At 69.6% G+C, this 21531-nt stretch carries 18 protein-coding genes and 1 tRNA gene; 1 reads left to right on the top strand and 18 read right to left on the bottom strand.

Translation table 11 applies throughout. From position 1 onward, the window contains the following. A partial coding sequence (locus VFX14_04845; GenBank protein ID HEU5188998.1) for a tyrosine-type recombinase/integrase occupies nucleotides 1-265 on the top strand: 265 nt, incomplete at its 5' end. Between the two features lie 55 nt (nucleotides 266-320). Here VFX14_04845 and VFX14_04840 read toward each other — a convergent pair. The 18 genes from VFX14_04840 to pgeF all read right to left on the bottom strand — a co-directional run bounded on the left by VFX14_04840 (nucleotide 321) and on the right by pgeF (nucleotide 21511). After that, nucleotides 321-396: transfer RNA gene (locus VFX14_04840), tRNA-Lys, on the bottom strand. A gap of 525 nt (nucleotides 397-921) precedes the next feature. Further along, nucleotides 922-1203: a hypothetical protein gene (locus VFX14_04835; GenBank protein HEU5188997.1), complete on the bottom strand. Its 282-nt coding sequence runs from the start codon at nucleotides 1201-1203 to the stop codon at nucleotides 922-924. A gap of 2167 nt (nucleotides 1204-3370) precedes the next feature. After that, entirely contained in the window at nucleotides 3371-4360 is a 990-nt protein-coding gene (locus VFX14_04830) for an ABC transporter substrate-binding protein (protein HEU5188996.1), read from the bottom strand. Nucleotides 4361-4406: 46 nt separating this feature from the next. After that, nucleotides 4407-4595 carry a hypothetical protein gene (locus VFX14_04825; GenBank protein HEU5188995.1) on the bottom strand — a complete coding sequence of 63 codons (189 nt, stop codon included), beginning with the start codon at nucleotides 4593-4595 and terminating at the stop codon, nucleotides 4407-4409. Nucleotides 4596-4597: 2 nt separating this feature from the next. Continuing rightward, the gene (locus VFX14_04820) at nucleotides 4598-8242 is read right to left on the bottom strand and encodes an AAA family ATPase (protein HEU5188994.1); all 3645 of its coding nucleotides are present in this window, start codon (nucleotides 8240-8242) and stop codon (nucleotides 4598-4600) included. An 84-nt stretch (nucleotides 8243-8326) separates the two neighbouring features. After that, nucleotides 8327-10603, bottom strand: coding sequence for a PBP1A family penicillin-binding protein (locus tag VFX14_04815; protein ID HEU5188993.1), 2277 nt, complete (start codon nucleotides 10601-10603; stop codon nucleotides 8327-8329). A 138-nt stretch (nucleotides 10604-10741) separates the two neighbouring features. Further along, nucleotides 10742-12073, bottom strand: a complete 1332-nt coding sequence (locus VFX14_04810) for an adenylosuccinate synthase (protein ID HEU5188992.1) — start codon at nucleotides 12071-12073, stop codon at nucleotides 10742-10744. Next, complete coding sequence (gene hisZ / locus VFX14_04805) at nucleotides 12066-13406, bottom strand: ATP phosphoribosyltransferase regulatory subunit (protein HEU5188991.1); 1341 nt, start codon at nucleotides 13404-13406, stop codon at nucleotides 12066-12068. The genes VFX14_04810 and hisZ overlap by 8 nt, the downstream gene beginning before the upstream one ends. Nucleotides 13407-13421: 15 nt before the next feature. Next, nucleotides 13422-14051, bottom strand: a complete 630-nt coding sequence (locus tag VFX14_04800; protein ID HEU5188990.1) for a histidine phosphatase family protein — start codon at nucleotides 14049-14051, stop codon at nucleotides 13422-13424. Nucleotides 14052-14302: 251 nt separating this feature from the next. After that, entirely contained in the window at nucleotides 14303-15445 is a 1143-nt protein-coding gene (locus VFX14_04795) for an alanine--glyoxylate aminotransferase family protein (GenBank protein HEU5188989.1), read from the bottom strand. A 65-nt stretch (nucleotides 15446-15510) separates the two neighbouring features. Continuing rightward, entirely contained in the window at nucleotides 15511-17112 is a 1602-nt protein-coding gene (locus VFX14_04790; GenBank protein HEU5188988.1) for a SagB/ThcOx family dehydrogenase, read from the bottom strand. A 24-nt stretch (nucleotides 17113-17136) separates the two neighbouring features. Further along, nucleotides 17137-18147, bottom strand: a complete 1011-nt coding sequence (gene mtnA, locus VFX14_04785; GenBank protein ID HEU5188987.1) for an S-methyl-5-thioribose-1-phosphate isomerase — start codon at nucleotides 18145-18147, stop codon at nucleotides 17137-17139. Next, the gene (locus tag VFX14_04780; protein ID HEU5188986.1) at nucleotides 18147-18437 is read right to left on the bottom strand and encodes a DUF167 domain-containing protein; all 291 of its coding nucleotides are present in this window, start codon (nucleotides 18435-18437) and stop codon (nucleotides 18147-18149) included. The genes mtnA and VFX14_04780 overlap by 1 nt, the downstream gene beginning before the upstream one ends. A 7-nt stretch (nucleotides 18438-18444) precedes the next feature. Next, nucleotides 18445-18921 (bottom strand): DivIVA domain-containing protein, encoded by a 477-nt coding sequence (locus tag VFX14_04775; GenBank protein ID HEU5188985.1) that lies wholly within the window; start codon nucleotides 18919-18921, stop codon nucleotides 18445-18447. A gap of 10 nt (nucleotides 18922-18931) precedes the next feature. Further along, complete coding sequence (locus tag VFX14_04770; protein ID HEU5188984.1) at nucleotides 18932-19198, bottom strand: YggT family protein; 267 nt, start codon at nucleotides 19196-19198, stop codon at nucleotides 18932-18934. A gap of 1 nt (nucleotide 19199) precedes the next feature. Next, nucleotides 19200-20015: a pyrroline-5-carboxylate reductase gene (gene proC, locus VFX14_04765; protein ID HEU5188983.1), complete on the bottom strand. Its 816-nt coding sequence runs from the start codon at nucleotides 20013-20015 to the stop codon at nucleotides 19200-19202. A 2-nt stretch (nucleotides 20016-20017) separates the two neighbouring features. Next, nucleotides 20018-20704 (bottom strand): YggS family pyridoxal phosphate-dependent enzyme, encoded by a 687-nt coding sequence (locus VFX14_04760; protein HEU5188982.1) that lies wholly within the window; start codon nucleotides 20702-20704, stop codon nucleotides 20018-20020. Between the two features lie 66 nt (nucleotides 20705-20770). Continuing rightward, nucleotides 20771-21511 carry a peptidoglycan editing factor PgeF gene (gene pgeF / locus VFX14_04755; protein HEU5188981.1) on the bottom strand — a complete coding sequence of 247 codons (741 nt, stop codon included), beginning with the start codon at nucleotides 21509-21511 and terminating at the stop codon, nucleotides 20771-20773. Between the last annotated feature and the right edge of the window lie 20 nt (nucleotides 21512-21531).

Below are 21531 nucleotides of genomic sequence, written 5' to 3'. Positions count from 1 at the left end.
AAAGACCGTCCCCGGGGCCTTACGCGCCGCTCGGATCGAAGATTTTCGCTTCCATGACCTCCGGCATACCTTCGCCTCGCGGCTTGCTATGGCGGGGGTTGACCTTGCTACGCTCCGAGAGCTCATGGGCCACAAGACGATGGCGATGACCCTTTGGTATCGTCACGTATCCCCGGATCACCGAAGAGCTGCCATCGAGCGGCTGGTTAGTCGGGAGTCGAAGCCGACTGCGAGTGCTGCATCCGGAAACGGAGTAGCACCGTGATTGGCACCGAACTCTTGCCACGCCGAAGGTATGCGCTGCAATTGGTTGGAAAATTTGGTGAGCCGTGGTGGGATCGAACCACCGACCCCCTGATTAAAAGTCAGGTGCTCTGCCAACTGAGCTAACGGCTCTTCAAAGACTTACACGACGCTCGGCGCAGATTTTAGCATCCTGTGCCGTTCTTGTGCCGTTTCCGAGGCCGTTCGCAACGGCATCGGCCGTCTCCCCGCGCACGACCTCAGCCAGGACGCCGCCGGCCTTGTTGACCGCCTGGCAGAGGTTCTCGCGTGCTAGGTGGGCGTAGCGCATCACCATCGCGAGCGAGCTGTGTTCGAGAAGAGCCTGAGCTCGTGCAGCGAGGCGACGCGCTGGACCGCCCACGAGGCAAAGCTGGGCCGGAGATCGCGAACCCGGAAGTCGTCCACATTCGCCGCCTCCACCGCGGACTCGAAGGCGTCCGGATCTTGCTCCAGTAGCGTCCGTCCGCCTTGGTGAACACGATCCCCTCACGTGTTCCACCCACCGAGGAACATCCCAGAGAGAGAAGGCCAGTGAACGCCCGTCTTCTCGCCCGCATGCATCATTGAGGGTGAGCGGGAGTGACGAAAGCCGGGGCAGTTGCCCCGGCCTTCGTGCATCAAGACAGTCGAGAGTGCTTAGGGGGAGTTAGCGCAGATCCCGTCGTCGGCGGGCGACTTCGCCTGTCCCTTTGCTCCGGTCGACACGCCGGGGTTATTGAGGGACACCGGCGGGGACACTTGCGGCGTGTTCGGGCCGTTGATGCCGGGGTTCCCTCCTTCCGGGTCACCCACGGCTGCCGAGTTGTCCGCCGCGCAGTCGTCGCCCGGCACCGTGGGGTCGTTGATCGCGAGGGTTGCTGGCGTCAGGCCGGTTGTGACCGCTACGGCAACGATAAGACCGAGTAGAAGCTGTCTCATGTGTCCTCCTTCCACGTCTTCTCGGGATGCAGGTCGGACTCGTGTCCTCTTCTTGCGGGGGCCGTATCGCTTCGAACCTCCTTTCAGCTTGGAGGCGCCGTTGGGGGCCGGCGAGCCAGGCACGTCGCGCAGCAGTGTAGCAGGGGTCAACATCACGCGGTGCCACAACTCGCAGGGGTAATCGACTGCTCGAACTCCAGTCGCGCAAGCGGCCGGTCCGCCAGAGCGCCTGGATCGCCGGCCATCTCAAGGACGCGCTCGGGGGCCGATACTCCCTCACCTCCCTCACCGCGGATCGGATCGTCACGTGGAAGGCCGGGCGGCTCGCGGATTGAGCGTCCGCTCGCGATGCGTCGTCATCTCCTCCGCTAGCCGAAGCGATGGAAAGCTCATCGCCGAGGTGCCGGAGATCGACACGGGGAAGGAGCCGCAAACGGGCTCCGCTGGCTCATGACCGAGGAGGTGCAGGGCCTCGTCGAGGCCTGCCGCAAGAGCCGGAACACGACGCCGGCAGATCTCGTGGAGTTCGCGCTCTTGACGGGCGTTCGCATGGCGAGCCGCTCGGGCTCACATCGGGGGACGTCAACTGGGCTTGTGGTGTCATCCGCCCGGAGATCGAAACCGCGCAGGCCTCCCTGACGTGAATGCTCGGGAGATTTGAACCGAAAAGTCGTGCCCCCCCGGGGGGGGGGCATCCGACCGATCTCATTGCCATTCGAGGGCGCGGTGCTCGCGGTTGGTGGCCGCATGGACGAGGCGCTCTTCGGGGTTGGAAACTAGGCGATGGCCGCGATGGTGACATCGATTCAACTCGCGAGCGGGATTCAGGTTGGATCATCACGCCGGACCCACGTCTGTATCAGCTAGCAGGGCGGAGGCTCGTCTTGCAGGTAACGCTGGTTTTCGTCGCGTTCGTTGTTCGGGCCAGCCATGCGACATCCCATGCCGAGCGGGGACCGCCGTCGCGTGCGCTCAAGGCGGAGCGCTTGTGGTCTTGGCTCGTGTAAGGATTGCGGATCTCGCGCTTCGGCTTCGTCTCCCAAGCATGTTCATTGGACGTCACTATGCAGAGGCCGGCGGCCTCCTGTCGTACGGGATCCTGCTGTCATACGGGATCCTGCTGGATGAGGTGTGATCTCGGGCGGCCGGCCTTGTGAATCGAATTCTCACGGGAGCGAAGCCCGGCGACCTTCCCAGTGGAACACCCGACCAAGTCCGAACTAGTCGTTGAGCTCAAGACCCAAGGCCCTCGGCGTGACCATCCCGCCGTCGGTGCTGGCGTGCGCGGATCAGGTGATCGAGTGACTGTCGCCGAACCGAGCGCAGATCCACCGCCGAGTGTCTAGGCGAGTGCGACCGAGCCCTGAGCGTGACCGCGTGACTCGCGATCACGCTCAGAATCGTTCGAGCTACTTCTTCTTCGTGGTCGGCACGGTGCCGGTATTTCCGCCGCCTGGCGTCACGCCGCTGGGGGGAGTGGCCTGACCGGGCGCGGAGAGGCGCGAGGTCGCGGCAGCGGCGCGTTTTCCACTCCCCGGGGCCGTGGTCGCGCTTCCCATGCCGGCACCGGTGGTCGGTTTCTGGGCGACCGCGGTCCCGACACTGCTTCCGACGAGGAAGGAGACCGCGAGTCCGAAGGCGAACATCCGAAATGCTGTCATGCCGCACCTCCCGCATTAGTGGAATGGCCCAAGCGCCGAAGGTGTCATGGACTGACGAGAGTCAACGACGCTGGTTTCGTCCGTGGCGCGCATGAAATATGCCAGCGGGAGAGTCGCGGTTAAGCACGCGTCCGATAAGGAGCCTCTATGTATATTTTCCTAGTCAGTAAGGGTGCAAAAGTTATCGACGTTGGCCGGCCAGAACTTCGGCTGCGAGTCCTCAAGAGAGCACGCCCTCAGGCGCTCATGCGATCCCACCTTCGGCCTGGGGCCGATGTGGCGCGACGAACGGATGATGGACGTGTGCTGTGAAGACCCAGGCCACACGAAGACGCGAGAGGGGCCCGGTAAGTGTGCGACCTACCGAGCCCCCTTGGTCGGATTAAGAGTCAGGTGCTCTGCCAACTGAGCTAACGGTTCGTGGGCGCGTAGCGTACTTGCCGCGCATCTGTCACGAGGACTGCGGGCGCCTTCATCGGGCCGGAGGACGAGTGAATAGAACCGTCTTACTCGATCACTTGGTGCGCCCGCGCCAGTAGCGACGGCGGGATGGTGAGGCCGAGGGCCTTGGCGGTCTTGAGGTTGATGACGAGCTCAAAGCTTGTCGCGCGCTCCACGGGCAGTTCGGCGGGATTCGTTCCCATGAAGACGCGCTCGACGTAGACGGCCAGACGGCGCGCAGTCCCGCGAAGGCTTCCACCATATGTCATGAGACCCCCGGCTTCGGCATCTTCGCTCCAGTCGTGAATCGTCGGCAGACGATGCTTGGCGGAAAGCTCGATGATTCGCTCACGGCCATTGGCGAGCAGGACACTGGTCACAACAACCAGCGCTTCCGCACGTTGCGCCGTCATCTTCGCAAATGCGCCCTCGTAGTCTCCATCAAGGAGCTCGACCGGGATCAACTTGACGCCGAGCGAGGACGCTGCCCTCTGCGCCCACTCTACCTGCGTCCGAGAGCCTGCCTCTCGAGTGGTCAGGATCGCAATCCTGACAGCGCGCGGCACCGCCTCCTTGATCAGCTCGAGCCGCTTGCCGGCCATGGCAGGCTCGGCCGCGAGGACGACTCCCGTGATATTGCCGCCTGGGTGCGCGAGAGTTGTGACAAAGCCGAGCTCCACGGGGTCGCTGTAGGTCAACAGCATGACGATGGGAATGGTCGTAGTCGCGCGCTTCGCCGCCTGGACTGCCACAGGGCTGAGCGCGAGGATCACGTCCACCGGAAGACGAGGGAGTGATTCTGCTAGTCCGGGAAGCCGGTCAAGCTTCCCTTCGGCGCATCGCGACTCGATGGCCAGATTCCGGCCTTCGACGTATCCGTGTTCGCGCAGGAAGGCCGCGACGGCCCGCGTCGTACTCAGGGCCGACGTCGTCGCGCAAGCCCCAGGCGTCAGTATGCCGAGTCGGTATGTTCCCGGGCTCACCTGCGCCATGGCGGCCAGTGGTCTGGCGAAGGCACTCGCCAGGGGGGTCAGCAGGAAGTGGCGGCGGTCCATGCCGGGATGGTGGGAGAAAGTCTACACTGCCGCGGGGCGCCCCCCGCTACGGTCCCGCCAGCAGCACCATCACGAGGGTGAAGAGCCCGAGCACGAGCGCGGCGAGCACGAGAACCACGCGGAGCGAGCGCCCGCCCCCGGACACCTCGGTGCCGGCGGGGAGCAGGAGCGCGATGCCGAGCAGCACGACGCTGACCGCCAGGAGCGCGAGCGCACGGGCGACGATGGGGACCATGCCTAGCTCTTCTTGCGGGGCTTGCCCTCGGTGGGCATGCCCGCGCCGGTGTCCTCGTGCGGGATCACCACGAAGCCCTGCAGCCGGAGCGCGCCATCGATGACGACGGCGGTGCGGCGGCGCTCGCGGCCGCGTCGATCGGCGCCGGGCGAGGGGCCGGCCCGGCGCCGCTCGCCCTTGCGCCGGTCGAGGACGACGGTCACGTCCTGGTCGGCGTCGAAGCGCTCCTTCAGGAAGTCGAAAAGCCCGAGGTTATAGTGCGCGATCACGAGGAGATGGCCCAGCGCCTTGAGCTGCGTGGCCGCCTCTTCCAGCCAGTGGCGCATGTCCATCTCGCGGAAGAGCGTGATGGCACGGAAGATATGGGTCTCCGCCTTGGCGTGATCGCCGCCCACGCGATGCATCTCCCCGAGCGAGAGCATGATGCGGCCCAGGAGCGGGCGCATGCCAAGCTCTTCGGCCAGGGTGCGGGCCTGGGTGAGATCCTTCTCCGCCCGCGTGAGATCGGGCGGGTCGGAGCGTACGGCCAGCTCGCCGAGCAGCCGGAGGGCGTAGGCCTGGTGCCCACGCTCCTTGTGCGTGAGCGCGAGATCGAGGGCGCGCTGGGCGGTCTCGCGCGCGCGCTCGGGCTGCCCCGCGGCGAGGAGCCCGCCGGCGAGGTTCACCGTCCAGCTCGCAAGGTAGGCCTTGACGCCCAGCTCCTCGGTGAGACGCACGCCGTCCTCGAGCAGCGGGAGGCCGTCCTCCGCGCGCCCCACCCGCGCGCGCGTGAGCCCCAGCAGCGAGGACGGGAGCGGCCGCCACACCGTAAGCTGCTTCTCGAGGCAGGCTTCCAGGCTCCGCTCGAGGAGATGCAGGGCCTTGTCCATGTGGCCCCGGCGCAGGGCGACGAGGCCCGCCAGCGTCCACGCGATGGCCTGGGCGTAGGCGTGGCGATCGGTCTCCGCCGCGCGCTGGCCGATCTCGGCATACGTGGCGGCGAGATCGAACTCCCCCAGCTCCGCCAGCGCGAAGGCGAGCCAGCCCGTGGAAGAGGTGTAGGACACGGTGGTCTGCGGACCGCTCTCCCGGCCCCGCACCTCCTCGAGCCGCTCCACGTTCTGCATGAGCACCGCCTCGGCTTCGCGGTACCGGCCCTGCGCGTGGTACGAGTAGCCCATGTAGCCGCGCGCGAGCGCCTGGAGCGCCACGTCCTGCCCCGATTCGCCGATGGCCAGGCAGCGCTCGCCGTAGGCGATGGCGGCGTCCGGCTCGCCCTTGAGGTAGTGGTAGTTGACGAGATAGGTGTAGACGCGGGCCAGCCGCGACTCGTCGCTGATCAGCTTGGCCATGTTCTCGGCCTGCTGGGACAGCGCGAGCGCCTTCTGAAGCTCGCCGAGCTGCAGGAGCGGCGGCCGCATCTCGAGTCGCACGTCGATGGCCGCCTCGCTGGTCTCGCGCCCCTCCGGCAGCCCGGCGAGGGCCACCAGGGCCTGCTCGAGCAGCGCCACCGCCTCACGATTGGCCGAGCGCCCCGCCGCCTTGGCCCCCGCCTGACGCAGATACGTCACCGCCTTCGGCCACACCTCGCCCTTGAACGCGTGGTCGGCGAGCAGCTCGATCTGGTCCGCGCGGCGCTCGCCGTAGAGCCGCTCCATGGTTTCGAGGATGCGCGCGTGGAGTGTCCGCCGCCGCTCCTGGAGAAGGCCGCCGTAGGCGACCCCGTGAGTGAGCGCGTGCGTGAACGTGTACTGGAGGTCCGGGAAGAGGCCCGTCTCGAACAGGAACTCGGCCTGCTGGAGCCGCGTGAGCCGCTGGCGCAGCTCCTCCTCGCGCATCTCGCCCACGGCGGTCAGCAGCGTGAACGCCACGTCCTTGCCGATGACGGAGGCGGCCTGGAGCAGGCGCTTGTCGTCGGGATCGAGCCGGTCGATGCGGGAGGCGATGACCGCCTGCACGGACGCGGGCACCTGGATCGCGTTGAGCGGCTTGGCGAGCCGATACGCGGCCCGGTCCCCGACCAGGACCTGGGTCTCCACCAGCGTGCGCACGCACTCCTCGAGGAAGAACGGGTTCCCCTCGGTGCGCGTGATGAGCAGGCGCTTCACCGGGACCAGGCTCTCGTGCTGGCCCAGCAGCCCTTTGAGGAGATCGCCGGCGGTCGCCGGCGGCAACGGGTCCAGGCGAAGCTGGGTGTAGTGGCTGCGGCTCGCCCAGTTGTGCTGGTACTCGGGCCGGTAACCCACGAGCAGGAGAATCTGCGCGGTGGGGAGGCTCTCGACCAGGCTGTCCAGGAAGGCCTGCGTCTCCGAGTCGATCCAGTGCAGGTCCTCGAACACGAGGAGCAGCGGCTGCACCTGGCTCTCGCGCAGGAGCAGGCGCTTGAGCGCGTCGAGGATGCGCTGGCGGCGCTGGGGGGAGTCGGGGCCCGGCCACTCCGGATCGTCCACCGGCACGTCCAAGAGGGTCAGGAAGGCGGGCAGCGTCGGTCGCAGGGCCTCGTCGAGTGTGAGGAGCTTGCCCGTCACCTTCTCGCGGATGCGGCGAGCGTCGTCGCGCTCGTCGATCTGGAAGTAGCGCCGTAGGAACTCCACCACCGGGAAGTAGGGTGTCAGCTTGCTGTACGAGACCGCGGCGGCCTCGCCCATCAGCCAGCCCTGAGTGCGGTGCGAGTGCGTGAACTCCCAGAAGAGCCGCGACTTGCCCACGCCGGGCTCGCCCACGAGAGCCACCACTTGCCCGTGTCCCTTCCGCGCGCGCTCGAGCGCCTGGCGGAGGCGATCGAGCTCGGTATCGCGGCCCACGAAGGGCGAGAGGCCGCGGGCGGCCGAGGCCTGCATGCGCGAGCGCACCTGCCCCGCCCCCACGACCTCGAAGATCTCCATGGGGTCGGTCATGCCCTTCACCGGCACGGGCCCCAGCGCCTTCACCTCGACGTAGCCCTCGGCCAGGCGCAGCGTGTAGTTGGTGATGAGCGTGGTGCCGGGCCGGGCGAGCTGCTCCATGCGCGCGGCCAGATGCGTGGTCTGGCCCACCGCAGTGTAGTCCATGTGCAGATCGCTGCCGATCGAGCGCACCACGACCTCGCCCGAGTTCAATCCCACGCGGATCTGCACGTCGATGCCCTGGTTGCGGCGCAGCTCCTCGGCGTAGTGGCCCACCGTATCCTGCATGCGGATCGCCGCGTAGGAGGCCCGCACCGCGTGGTCCTCGTGGGCGAGCGGCGCGCCGAACAGGGCCATGATGCCGTCGCCCATGACCTGGTTCACCGTGCCTTCGTAGCGGTGCACCGCCTCCATCATCCGCTCGAGCACGGGGTCGAGGAGCCGGCGCGCTTCCTCGGGATCGCGGTCGGCGAGCAGCTCCATCGAGCCCTTGAGATCAGCGAAGAGCACCGTCACCTGCTTCCGCTCACCGGCCATGTCCGAGCGGCTGAGGCGGATCTTGTCCGCGAGGTACTTCGGGGTGTAGCTCTCGGGGGCCGGCGCCGCCGGGCGCGCGGCCGTCACGGCCTTCTCGGTGAGGGAGCTCCCGCAGTTCCCGCAGAACTTCTTGCCGGCGCCGACCGGGTGCCCGCAGGAGGGGCACATCTGCTCCATCCGGGCGCCGCACTCCTCGCAGAAGCGGGCGTCGGCCCGGTTATCGGTCTGGCAGCGCGGACACCTCACGTCGGGGCCCCTCCAGTCCGCCAAGAGTAGCCGCCGGGCCAGAGGCGGTCAAGCGGCGCGCGGACTTAGGCGGTTAGGCGGGGATCAGCGCCTGAACCAGTCCCAGACGCGGTCCCACCACCGATGCACCCGGTCGACCACGGTGCCGTGGAGCTCGCACAGCCCGGGCTCGCTGCCGACCAGGAATACCTCGGTGCGCACCTCGGGACAGGCCTCGGTCGCCCGCTTGCCGGTGGTGGGATCGATGCGCGCGGTTTCGACACCGTCGGGAGGCGCGAACGGCGTGGGGGGATACGTGGCCAGCGCGCGCTTCATGAACTCGGTCCAGATGGGGGCCGCCGCCTCCGCGCCGCTGAGTCCGAGCGGCCGGCCGTCGTCGAAGCCCACCCAGACGAGCGTGACCAGGTTCGAGCTATAGCCCACGAACCAGGCGTCGCGTCCATCGTTGGTGGTACCCGTCTTCCCCGCGACGGGGGCATCCAGGCCCATCGCCCGCACACCCGCGCCAGTCCCCGTGTCGATCACGCCCTGCAGCGCCGCGGTGAGCAGATAGGCTTCCGCCGGCGAGATGGCCTGACGCGGCGGCTCCTCGCCGCGCCCGTCGCTCGCGAGCGCGCTCACCGGACGCGCCTGTCCGCCCGCGGCGAAGGGAATGTACGCGCGCGCCAGCTCGACGGGCGTGACCTCGAACGCGCCCAGCGCGATGGCGGGGACCGGCTTGAGATCGCTCTCGATGCCCATCCGGCGCGCCGCGTCGATGATGGCGGGCAGCCCGACCGTCTGGGCGATGCGCACGGTGGCGCCGTTGAGCGAGGCCTCGAGCGCGCGCCGCACGGACACCTCTCCCTCGTAGCGATCCGAGTAGTTCCGCGGAGTCCAGGGCTTCCCGTCCACGGTCAGCGTGACGGGTGCGTCCTCGACATGGGAGGCGAGGGTGAACGCCGGACCGTTCTCGCGGGCCGACAGCGCGGCCAGGTACACGAAGGGCTTGAAGGCGGAGCCTGGCTGCCGCCGGGCCAGCCCCGCGCGGTTGAAGGGGCTCGTGCGATAGTCCCGTCCGCCCACGAGCGCGCGGATGCCGCCAGTCGCCGGGTCCACCGCGAGGAGCACGACCTGGACGCGGTCGCCGGCGCCGCGGGGCCGGAGCCGCGGAACGCGCGTCTCGAGCTCGTCGAGCCCGCGCGCCACTGCCGCCTCGGCGAAGCGCTGCAGCGGCACGTCGAGCGTGGTGATCAGGCCGGCGGGGTCGGCGTCCGTGTCCTCGTCGCCGCGCCGCGCGATCTCCTGCTGCACGTAGTCCACGAAGTACGGGGCGACCAGGCCCGGCGGCGGACCCGCGGGTGCGCGCACGGGCTCGCGGCGGACGCGCTCGAAGTCGGCCGGCTTGATCATCGCCAGGTCCCGCATGCGGGCCAGCACCACGTCGCGCCGGGCCCGCGCCTTCTCGACGCTGGCGGCCGGCGAGACCACGTTCGGCGCGCGGATCATGCCGGCCAGCGTGGCCGCCTCGCCGAGGGTCAGCTGGGAGGGCTCCTTCCTGAAATAGACGCGCGCGGCCGCCCCGACGCCGCGCACCGGCCCCGCTCCCCAGTGGCCGAGATAGATCTCGTTGAGATAGGTCTCGAGGATCTGGTCCTTCGAGTAGCGCCACTCCAGCGCGGTGGACAGCCATGCCTCCTGGGCCTTGCGCAGCACGGTGCGCTCCGGGCTCAGCAGGCGATTCTTCACGAGCTGCTGGGTAATGGTGCTCCCACCCTCCACCACCCGGCCGGCGCGCATGTTGGACCACAGCGCGCGCAGCAGCGCGCGGGCATCGAGACCGCCATGCTCGTAGAAGCGATCGTCCTCGGCCGCCAGGACCGCGTCACGAAGGATCCGGGGTACCTCGGCGAGACGCACCGGACGGTAGGTCTCGCCCGGCACCGCACCGGCGCTCGTGAGCACCTCGGGCGGCAAGACCAGGCTCGGGACCTCGGCCTGGCCGCGGCGGATGCGCGCGATGCGGTCGCCTTGGAGCTCGAGCCGGACGCGCGGAACCTGCTCGCTCACGCCGACGGAGGGGGGACGCAGCGCGATGTCCCAGGACGTCGCCCCCCGGCGGAATTGGCCCGGCGCCGCGGGCGCGCTGCGCGTCTCCTGATAGCCCAGCCGGGTCAGCAAGCCGGCCACATCCGCCATGCCCACGTGAACGCCCGGGCGCAGCACCTGCGGCCCCGCGTAGATCAGCTGGCCGCGCCGCGCCTCGGCGCGACCGAAGCGCGAGAGCTCGGTCGCGGCGTAGGTGACGAGGGCGAGCGCGATCAGCACGACGGCCGCGAGCCCGCCGAGGATAAGCCCGCGCCGTGGCGTCAGGATCCGCATCACGCCCTATCCAGGGCAACCCGCATGCCACCGGGCGGGCGCGTCTTTTCGGGCCACTACCGTGCCTGCCTACGCGCGACCGGGCAGGAGTTACACGAAGCCGAAGGTAAGGATTACCGGTCGACGATCCGCCGCCCGCTAGCGAGGAGGAATCGAGCCGCGAAGGCTCGGATACCACTGCGTGAGCGGCGACTCCGGCATGAGAATGGTCTCGTCGCGCTCGGGCCCCGTGGAGACCACGCCGAAGCCCACGCCAATCAGCTCGGAGAGGCGCTCGAGGTACTCGCGCGCCTTGGTGGGCAGCTCCGCGTAATCGCGCAGTCCCTGGGTGGAGGTCTGCCAGCCGGAGTGCTCCTCGTATACCGGCTCGGCCTCGTGCCAGATGCGCTCCTCCTCGGGGAACTCGGTGAGGAGGTCGCCCTGGTAGCGGTAGCCCGTGCAGATCTTCACCGTCTCGCAGGCGTCCAGGACGTCGAGCTTGGTGATGGCGAGCGTGTCCATGCCGTTGATGCGCACGGCGTAGCGGAGCGCCACCGCGTCCGCCCATCCGGTGCGGCGCGGCCGACCCGTCACCGCCCCGTACTCGTTGCCTCGGGACCGCAAGAGGTCCGCCGTCTCGAGGTGCACCTCCGTGGGGAATGGCCCCTCGCCCACCCGCGTGCAGTAGGCCTTCGAGATGCCCAGGCAGCCGTCGATCCTGGTGGGCGGGATGCCGCTGCCGGTGCACGCGCCCCCCGCGGTGGTGCTGGACGAGGTGATGAAAGGGTAGGTCCCGTGGTCGATGTCGAGCATGGTGCCCTGAGCCCCCTCGAACAGCACCGACCGGCCGGCGTCCATCCACTGGGAGAGCAGCAGCGCGGTGTCGGTGATGTAGGGTGCGAGCCACCCCGCGAAGCGAAGATAGGGACCCAGGATGCCCTCCACCGAGAAGGTCTCCGCGTCGTAGATCTCCCGCAGGATGCGGTTCTTCTGGATGACGTTGTACTCGAGCTTCTCCCGGAAGAGCCTCTCGTCCAGGAGATCGGCCATGCGGATGCCGACGCGCGCGGCCTTGTCGGCGTACGCGGGGCCCACGCCCTTGCCGGTGGTGCCGATGCGCCGCTTGCCCGCCTTGGACTCGAAGGCGCGGTCGAGCGCCGGGTGATAGGGCATGATCAGGTGCGCGTTCTTCGAGATGTAGAGGTTCCCGTCGAGGGAGACCCCCCGTTGCACCAGCGCCTCCATCTCCTCGATCATCGACGCGGGATCGACCACGACGCCGCAGCCGATCACGCAGCGGCAGCCGGGGCGGAGAATGCCCGAGGGCAGCGACTGGAACACGAACTTCTCGCGGCCCACGATGACGGTGTGGCCGGCATTGTTGCCGCCCTGATACCGCACCACCACGTCCACGTGTGAGGCCAGCACGTCCACCAGCTTGCCTTTGGCCTCGTCTCCCCACTGCGCGCCGACCACCACGATGTTAGGCATGACCTGTCTCCTTCAGACCCGCAAAGTACTTCTCCGGCTCGGCGAGAAGGGCGCTGGCTGAAACGACGCGTTCGCCGTCCGCCTGCCCGCCCGGGGCCTCGGCGCGGAGATCGAGCACGCGCACCTCGTCGGCGCGACGGCCCGGCTCCCCGATCACGAGCACCCAGCGCGCGCGCTGCTGGCGCGCATAGGCCAGCGACGCCTCGAGCCCACGGCTGATGATGTCCCGGGCCACCGCCGCCCCGAGGTCGCGATAGCGCCGGGCGAGGGCGAGGGCCTGGGTCTTCTCTGGCGTGAAGTCGATGATGTAGAAGTCCGGGCCTCCCAGCTCCGGCCGCGCGCCCTGCGACTCCAGCGCCAGGAGGGCGCGGCCCACCTCGAACGCGAAGCCCGTGGCCGGGCAATCGTAGCCGAAGCGGCCGAGCATCTGGTCGTAGCGGCCGCCGCCCACCAGGGGTGCGCCGAGGCCGGACACATAGGCCTCGAAGTGCACGCCGGAGTAGTAGTCGAAGCCGCGCACCTCGCCGAGGTCGAGTAGCACGCTGTCGGCCAGGCCGTAGAGGCGAAGGAGCCGGTACACCTCGGCCAGATTGGCGAGGGCGGCCTCGGAGCGGGCGTTCTTCACCAGGCGCTCCGCGCGCTCCAGCACGTCGCCGCGGCCGTAGAGCGTCGGCAGCGCGAGCAGCGCCTCGGTCACGGCAGCGGGGGCCCCCAGCGCGGCCACACGCCGCTCCAGCGCGGAGACGTCCTTGCGGCCGAGCGCCGAGCGGAGGTCGCGCGCGGTCTCGAGATCGGCGCCCAGGTCCTCCAGCATGCCGCGGAAGAAGTCGGTCTGCCCCACATCCAACTGGAAATCTGACAGCCCGAGCGCCTGCAGCCCTTCCACGGTCATGGCGATCATCTCGGCGTCACCCTCGGGGTTGGGCAGGCCCACCAGCTCCACGCCGGCCTGGTAGAACTCGCGATAGCGGCCCACCTGGGGCTCGGCATCGCGGAACACGTTGGTGACATACGCCAGGCGCAGGGGCTTGGGCTCGTCGCGCAGCCGGCTCGCGACGATGCGGGCGATCTGCGGCGTGATGTCGGCGCGGAGGGCGAGGAGCCGGCCGCTCTCGCGGTCGACCAGCTTGAACATGCCCTCCTGCAGGTCCACGTCCGTGCCCTTGGAGAGGACGTCGAAGTATTCGTAGGTCGGCGTCACCACCTCGCGATAGCCCCAGCGGCGGAACACGCCGAGCAGGCGCTCCTCCACCACGCGCTTGACGGCGGCCTCGTCGGGCAGATAGATCTTCACGCCCTTGGGGAGCTGAGTCTGCGGCGGCCGGCGCTCCATGATGCGGGCGCCCTGTCAGCGGGCGACGGGAACGGCGTCCAGGTGCACCAGGGTGTTCATCCGGTGCAGGGCCGTCCAGTCGTGGCGAAACTCGAGCTCGGAAATACCGGTGGACGCGAGGTGAATGGACCAGATCCGCTCGAGCGGCAGGCCCAGGGCCTCGAGGATGATGATGCGAGCGGAGATGCCGTGCGCCACCAGGCACACGCTCTGCCCGTCGTGCTCGCGGCGCAGCCGCTCGAGCCCGGCGAGCACACGGGTGCGGACGTCGTCGAGCGTCTCCCCTTCGCCCGGCGGCACGAAGCGGTGCGGAGCGTCCGCCCAGAGGCGAAAGCGGTCGGGATCCTTGGCCTTACAGTCATCGAAGCAGAGCCCCTCCCACGCGCCGAAGGCCATCTCCCGGAAATCGGCATCCTCGCGCACCGCCAGGCCCTGGGCGGCGGCGATGGCCTCGGCGGTCTCGCGGGCACGGCCCAGCGTGCTCGAGTACACGGCCTTCAAGGGCTCCCGGCTGAGGGCCCGGGCCACTGCCTCGGCCTGGGCCCGCCCCACCTCGGACAGGGGAGAGTCCTGCCACCCCTGGTACCGGCGGTCACGGTTCCAGACCGTCTGCGCATGCCGTATGAGGAAGAGTCGGAGTGCCATGGCCAACGCGCTATGTTACCGGAAGGGGGCGCGTTCTGCCTAGGCTCGGGAGACCGGCTCCCGCCTCGGTTACCAGCCCGGGGGGCCCGGGTCTCGAAAGTGGCGCTGGTTCTTGTCTCGCCCCTTTTCGGGCTCGTCAGGAGACATTCCGCGCCTGACCGCGACGAGATACAGGACTCCCGCGAGCAAGCCGATGACGAGCAGGAATATGGTTAGCCACATCGCTCGCCCCTCCCCCTGGCCGGGCCCTGTCAGCCGCGCTCGGCGAACACCTTCTGGGCGGCGCGCACCGAGGCGCCCCAGTCGACCGGGTGCCCCAGCTCCTGGAGCACCTGCTCCAACGCGGAGAGCGCGGTGATGACGTCGAACTCGGCCACGTACCCCATGTGGCCGAGACGGAACACCTTGCCCTTGAGCTTTCCCTGCCCCCCCGCGATCGTGATGTTATGCGACGTCGAATAGCTGGAAAGCACGTGCTCGCTGTCTACCTTGCCGGGCGCCACCACCGCGGTGAGCGACGGCGTAGGTGTGGCCTTGGGAAAGAGCGACAGCCCCAGTGCCTCCACGCCCGCCCGCGTCGCACGGGCGAGCCGATCGTGGCGCTTCAGTACATTGCCCAGGCCTTCCTGCTCCAGCATCCGGAGCACCTCGCGGAGACCGAGCATGATGGACACCGCCGGGGTGAAGTGGGCCTCCCCCTGCGCGACCGCCTTGGCTTCCTCGGTGAGGTCGAAATAGAACTTCGGCAGACGGGAGGCCTTCACATGCTTCCAGGCCTTGTCGGAGAGAGCGCAAAAGGACAGGCCCGGCGGCAGCATCAGGCCCTTCTGCGAGCCCGACACCACCAGGTCCACGCCCCACGCGTCCATGGCGAGCTCCGCGATACCCAGACTCGACACCGCGTCCACGACGCAGATGGCGTCGGTGCCCCGCGTGACGGCCGCGATGCCGCGCACGTCGTGGAGCACGCCGGTGGAGGACTCGCTGTGCGTCATGAAGACCGCCTTGGCCTCAGGATGCTGGCGCAGCGCATCGGCCATCGTCTCGGCCGACACCGTCTCACCCCAGGAAGCCGCCACCCGTACGACGCTGATGCCGTAGGCCTTGGCGATGTCCTCCCAGCGCTCGCCGAAGCGGCCCGCGGTGAGGACGAGGGCGGTGTCTCCGGGAGACAGCGTGTTGACGAATGCGGCCTCCATGGCGCCGGTGCCGGAGGACGTGAAGGGAATGACCTCCTGCTTCGTCTGGAAGAGCCGCTTGAGCCCGGCACGAATCTCCGAGAACAGCGCGTCGTACTCCGGGGTGCGGTGATGGATCATCGGCTGCGCCATGGCGAGCAGCACATTGGGGGGCACGGGCGTCGGGCCAGGGGCCATCAGCTGATACTTCTTCATGAAGCGCTCCTTGTCCTCGTCATGTGAATCCGTTCCACGTTAGCACACCGCGGCGGCCGCTCGCCCTATGGGCGCGGCGGCGCGGGCGGCGCGACCAGCGTACGCGGCCGGCCCGTGACGGATCGCCCCAGCGCGGTGACGAAGATGGCGTCGAGCCCGGCGGCGGCCGGCGAGAAGAAGTCGACGACGGCGCGGTCGTAGAACGTGAGCCCACTGGCGCCGAACCCCTGTGCATAGGCCGCGAGATAGAGCCGCCCACCCGCGTACCCCGCCTCGAGGTTGGCGAGGCGATAGCCGCGATTGCCCCAGCGAGCGAGGAGCGCGCGGAGATCGGCGAGGAAGAAGACGGTGGCACTGGCGGCGCCTCCCAGCGCTTGCTCGAGCGTGAGGAAGGCCGACTCCTCACGAAAGTCCCCCGCGCGAACGAGCGAGAGGGCATGCGGATCCGGCCCGTAGTGATAGGCGCCCGGCGCGATCCCCTCCACCGCGTGCACGTTCAGGAAGAGCTCGACGGCACCCCGGGACACGTCCGCGACCCACCCTCGCGCGCCGTGATAGAGCGCGTTGGACAACTCCTGCGCCGTGATGGCCTCGCCGGAGAACTGCCGCGTCGAGCCACGCCGCATGATCGTCTCGCCCAGACTGCGAGGGCTGGTCAGACTCGGGGCCGGCAACGCAATGTCCACAGACGGGGGGAGAGCGGGGGCATTCGCCATTAGCGGGGGCCCAGAAATGGCCCCCGCTCTCCCCCCACCCGCGGACATCCCGGCACCCGCGCCCATTTCCCGCCAGCCCAAGACCTCGGCCTCGGACTCGAGCGACGAATTCGCGTACGCGTCGCGCAGCGTCGGGTAGTCCTCCTCGCGCGAGGACAGCGGCACCACGCGATGGGTGAGCTGCGCGACCATGGGCGCGATGGAGGCGGGGGCGCCCTCGCGGCCCAGCGGGGCGAGGACGAGGGCGCCCTCCTTCTCGGCGTCGAGGCCCAGCAGGCCGTTGACCTCGCGTTCGACGAAGCCGGTGACGAGGCGCGCGGGCACCTCCAGCGCGACGGCGGCGGCGAGGAGGTTGGCGAGGAGGCTCCCGGAATCCCAGAAGAGATGCCGGTAGCCGCGCGCCTGGTACTTCCACGTGTTGCGCCAGTAGATCGCCGTGGCGATCACGGTGGCCGGGGCGGAGCCGATCGTGTCGTCGGCCGTGGCCACGGCGAGGGCGCCGCGGAAGTCGCCGGCGCGCAGACGGCGGAGGGCGAAGTCCCCCGGCGAAAAGTGATAAACGCCGGCCTCGAGCCCCGCGACGTCGCCCGTGACGACGTAGATCTCGGTCTGGTAGAGCGCGCCCGTGGAGGGCGCGGCTCGGAAGAACTGGCGACCGCCGCCCGGATACTCCTTGGTGCGGGTGATACCGGCCGAGAAGAAGAGGAGGGCGGCGAGGCGCGCCAGATCCAACGGGGCGGCGCCCTGTCCCACCGCGGCGAGGGCCCCGAAGGTATCCATCTGGAGAGCGGGCAGATCACGTGGGAGCGTCAGCGGCTCGAGATCCGCGTAGATCTTGAACGGCGAGGGCTGGATCTCCCAGATGAGCCGATGCCCGCTCGCGCGCACGGACTGGGGCGAGTGCGCCGTCTGATCGTGATAGCGGCGCGCCGACTCGATGGCGCGGTTCACCGCGTGGCCCTGCGTACCGTCTGGCTAGAAGGCGTACGGCGGCCGGAACACGCCCCGCTCGGTCACGATCGCGGTGATCAGCTCGGCGGGCGTCACGTCGAAGGCGGGGTTGTACACGGGCGACGCCGCCGGCGCGGTCGGGCGGCCTGCGACCTGCCGCACCTCGGCGGCGTCGCGCTCCTCGATCACGATGGAGGCCCCGGAGGGGATCGAGGGATCGATGGTCGAAGAGGGCGCCGCCACGTAGAAGGGAATGCCGTGATGTCGCGCGAGCACGGCCAGGCCGTAGGTGCCGATCTTGTTCGCGGTGTCGCCGTTGGCGGCGATTCGGTCGGCGCCCGTGACGACCAGATCCACCTCGCCGCGCTTCATCACCGAAGCCGCCACCACGTCCGAGATCAGGCGGTGAGGAATCCCCTCCTTCACCATCTCCCAGGCGGTGAGCCGCGAGCCCTGCATCACCGGCCGCGTCTCGTCCACCCAGACGAGGGCGAGCTTGCCGCGCTCGTGCGCGGCGCGGATGATGCCGACCGCGGTGCCATACCCTGCCGTGGCGAGGGCTCCCGCGTTGCAGTGCGTGAGGATGCGCGCACCCTCGGGCACCAAGGCTGCCCCGTGGGCGCCCATGGCGCGATTGGCGGCCAGATCCTCGTCGAGGATGGCTTGCGCCTCGGCGGCGAGCGCCGTCCGCGTGGCCTCCAGCGGCTGGCCGCGTCCCGCGAGCACGCGGCGCTGCATGCGCTCGAGCGCCCAGAAGAGGTTCACCGCGGTGGGTCGCGTCGCGCCGAGGCCCTTCACCGCCTCCTCGATGTCGGCCTGCCAGGCCTCGAACTCTCGCGCGGCGCTCGCCCGCGCGGCCAGCACCACACCGAAGGCGGCAGCCACGCCGATGGCGGGCGCGCCGCGCACCACCAGGGTGCGGATCGCGTCCGCCACCTCCTGCCAGGTCGCGCAGACGCGCTCGACCTCCTCGGCCGGCAGGCGCGTCTGGTCTACGAGGACCAGTCGGTCGCCGTCCCAGCGAAGCGGGGTGATCACCGCGCGCCTCGATCGGCGGCCGCGCGCGCGCCGAGGCGGGCGCGCGCCGCCGTGACGTCGAGGGTTCGGAAGCGGTACATCTTGTCGCGGCCGCCGGCGCCGCGCACCAGCTCCACCGTGGAGGGGGCGACGCCGAGCGCCGCGGCGAGCAGGCGCGCCACCGCCGCGTTCGCGCGGCCATCCTGGGGCGGCGCGCTTACGCGCACCCGGAGCGCCGCGCCCTGCCAGCCCACGATCTCGTCGCGGGAGGCGCCCGGCTGCACGCGCACGGCAAGGTGCTCAGCCATGACCGCCTCAGTCCCCTTCGCCCGCCCCAGGGCCTTCCTTGAGGTCCTGGTCGATCATCCGCTGGTACATCTCGAGGGTCTGGCGCAGCCCCTCGGCAACCTGGCGGCGCTGGCGCTTGAGCTGGAGGATTTCATTGCGCAGCGCGGCCTCCTCGGACCGGTTCGACTCGAGCAGCTTCTCGCCCTCGAGCTCGGCCTCGCGGAGGATGAGGGCCGCCTCGCGGCGCGCCCCGTCCTTCATCTCCTCGGTGAGCTGCTGGGTAGTCACCAGGGTCTGCTGGAGCACCTTCTCGCGGTCTTCCAGGCCGCGCGTCCGCTCCTCCAGCACCGCGAGCTGCTCCTTGAGCAGCGAGTTCTCCTTGATCAAGGCCTCGTAGTCCTGGGCGACGTCCTCCAGGAACGTATCGACTTCCTGGACATCGAAGCCCCGGAACATCCGTACCGTGAATTGCTGCTGACGAATGTCCATGGGTGTGATGCGCACGGTCCCCTCCTCAGTACAGCGACGGCAGGATCACCCGTTCGATGAACTGTATGGCGATGATGACGATCAGCGGCGAGAGGTCGAGGCCTCCCGTCCTCCACGGCGGCAAGAGGTTGCGCACGGGCCGCAGCACGGGCTCGGTGGCCTTGAAGAGGAACTGGACGATGGGATTGCGCGGGTCCGGGCTCACCCAGGTGATGAGGGCGGCCGCGATGATGACGTAGGAGTAGAGATCCAACAGCCAGCCGATGAACTGCACGAAGTTGTAGGGCAGCACGTCAGCGTGGTCTCCCTAGCTCGCGTGAGCGCAGGGTGGCGCGCTCCACCGCGCTGATGAAGGTGCGCCGCACCCCGCCCTCCTCCAGGGCGGCGATCCCGGCGATCGTGGTGCCGCCGGGCGAGGACACCATGTCCTTGAGCTGCCCCGGGTGCGCCCCCGTCTCCAGGATGAGCTTGGCGGAGCCGAGCACGGTCTGGGCGGCCAGCGTCATCGCGGTGGCGCGATCGAGCCCCATCTTCACGCCGCCGTCGGCGAGCGACTCGATGACGATCGCGACGTAGGCCGGGCCGGAGCCGGAGAGTCCCGTCACCGCATCCAGCGCGTCCTCGTCGAGCAGCACCGCCTTGCCCACCGCGCCGAACAGCTCCTGCGCGGTCTCGAGGTCGCCCGGCTCGAGGCCGTCGGCGCGCGCGATCGCGGTCACCCCTTCGAGCACGAGGGCGGGCGTGTTGGGCATGACACGGATTAGGCGGACCGGCCGGCCCAGGTGCGAGCGGATCGTCCCCGTCGGGACGCCCGCCGCCACGGAGATGCAGAGCTTGCGCGCGTCCACCGCCGGCGCGATCTCCGCCAGCACCGTCGCCATGATCTGCGGCTTCACCGCGAGCACGACCACGTCGGCCTCGCGCACCAGGTCCACGTTGCTCTCGACGGCACGGATGGCGTACTGCCGCGCGATGTGGGCGAGGCGCTCGCGCTGGGGATCGCTCGCGAAGATGGAGCTCGCGGGCACCAGCCCCGCCTGGAGCATGCCGCGGATCAGAGCCTCGCCCATGTTGCCCGCCCCGAGGAACCCGACCTTCTTGCCCTTGATGCTCACGTCCGCGTCTCCCTTGGACCAAAAATCGACGTCCCCACCCGCACCATGGTCGCCCCTTCCTCGATGGCGACCTCGAAGTCCGCGCTCATCCCCATCGACAGGTGCTCGAGCCCCGTCGCGTCCCGCAGCTCGCGGAGACGCCGGAAGAACGGCCGCGCCGTCTCCGCATCCGCGCTCATGGGCGGGATCGCCATGAGGCCGTGTATCGCGAGGTGACGCAGGCCCCGCATCGCGTCGAGCAGCCGCTTCACGTCGCCCGGCGCGGCGCCGCCCTTCTGCGGCTCGTCGCCCAGATTCACCTGAAGGAGGCCGCGCACCGTGCGCCCGATCGCATGCGCGCGCTTGTCCAGCTCCTGCGCGAGCTCCAGACGGTCCACCGAGTGGATCCAGTCGAAGAGCTGCACCGCGTCCTTGGCCTTGTTGGTCTGGAGCGAGCCGATGAGATGCCAGGGCACCGGTCGCCCCAGCGCGGCCACTTTCTCCTTGGCCTCCTGCACGCGGTTCTCGCCGAGCGCAGCCACCCCCGCTCCCACCGCGGCGCGGATCCGCTCGACCTCGACCGTCTTGGACACCGCGATCAGCAGGACCGCGGATGGATCGCGCCCGGCCCGGCGGCAGGCGCGCTCGACCCGCCGCTCGACCTTCTCGAGGTTCGCCTTGATATCGACTTGACCGTCCGCCACGCTTGCACCCCCGTCCGGCACGTCTAAACCCCCGTCCGGTTGGGCGATTCTAGCATGGTGATCTCGTTAGCCTGGGAGCGCCGCGAGGGTGACGAGGCGACCCACCCGGCGGAGGCGGGTCGAGCCCTCCTTCCGGTACGAGTAGAAGCGGTCCACGTTGCAGGCCGTGCAGAGGCGGGAATTCTCGATCATGCCGGGATCGACGTCGGCGGCAGTCAGCTGGTCCTCGTTGGCGGCCCAGAGGTCGAGCATCCACTTGCCGGGACCCTTCGGCGTCACCCAGCGTTCCCAGCCACCCGGAAAGGCCGCCCGCAGGCGGTTGATCACGGGGACGTCCACCTCGTAGCAGCACGGCCCGATCGAGGGGCCGATGGCGACGGCGAGGCCGTCGGCCTCGGAGCCGGCCTCGACCAGCCGGTCCACCGCGGCCCGCACTACCGACTGCACGGTGCCGCGCCAGCCCGCGTGGGCCGCGGCGAGGCGGCGATGGGTCGGGTCGTAGATCAGCACGGGCAGGCAGTCGGCGGTGAACACGGCCAGCGGCAGGCCGCGACGCTCGGTCACGAGGGCGTCGGCGGCGCCCAGGCGCCCCGCGTGCTCCGCCACCATCACCTCTGCGCCGTGGACCTGCCGAAGGAACGCGGGCGGCGCCGCGAGGCCCCGGCCGGCGAGCAGCGGCTGGGCCTCGGGCGTGAACACGTCCGGCGAATCGCCCGAGCCGGCTACTCCGGGAAATTGGCGCGTGGTGAAGAGATGGGGGAGCCCGGCGCGCTCGAGCAGCGAGGAGGTGAGGAAGGGCGCGCCCATGGGCCCTCGCATTGTCTCAT

Source organism: Candidatus Methylomirabilota bacterium (assembly GCA_035764725.1).
GTDB lineage: Bacteria > Methylomirabilota > Methylomirabilia > Rokubacteriales > CSP1-6 > DASRWT01.
The sequence above is the reverse complement of the archived record's forward strand: the minus strand, read 5'-3'. Positions and strand labels throughout refer to the sequence as shown.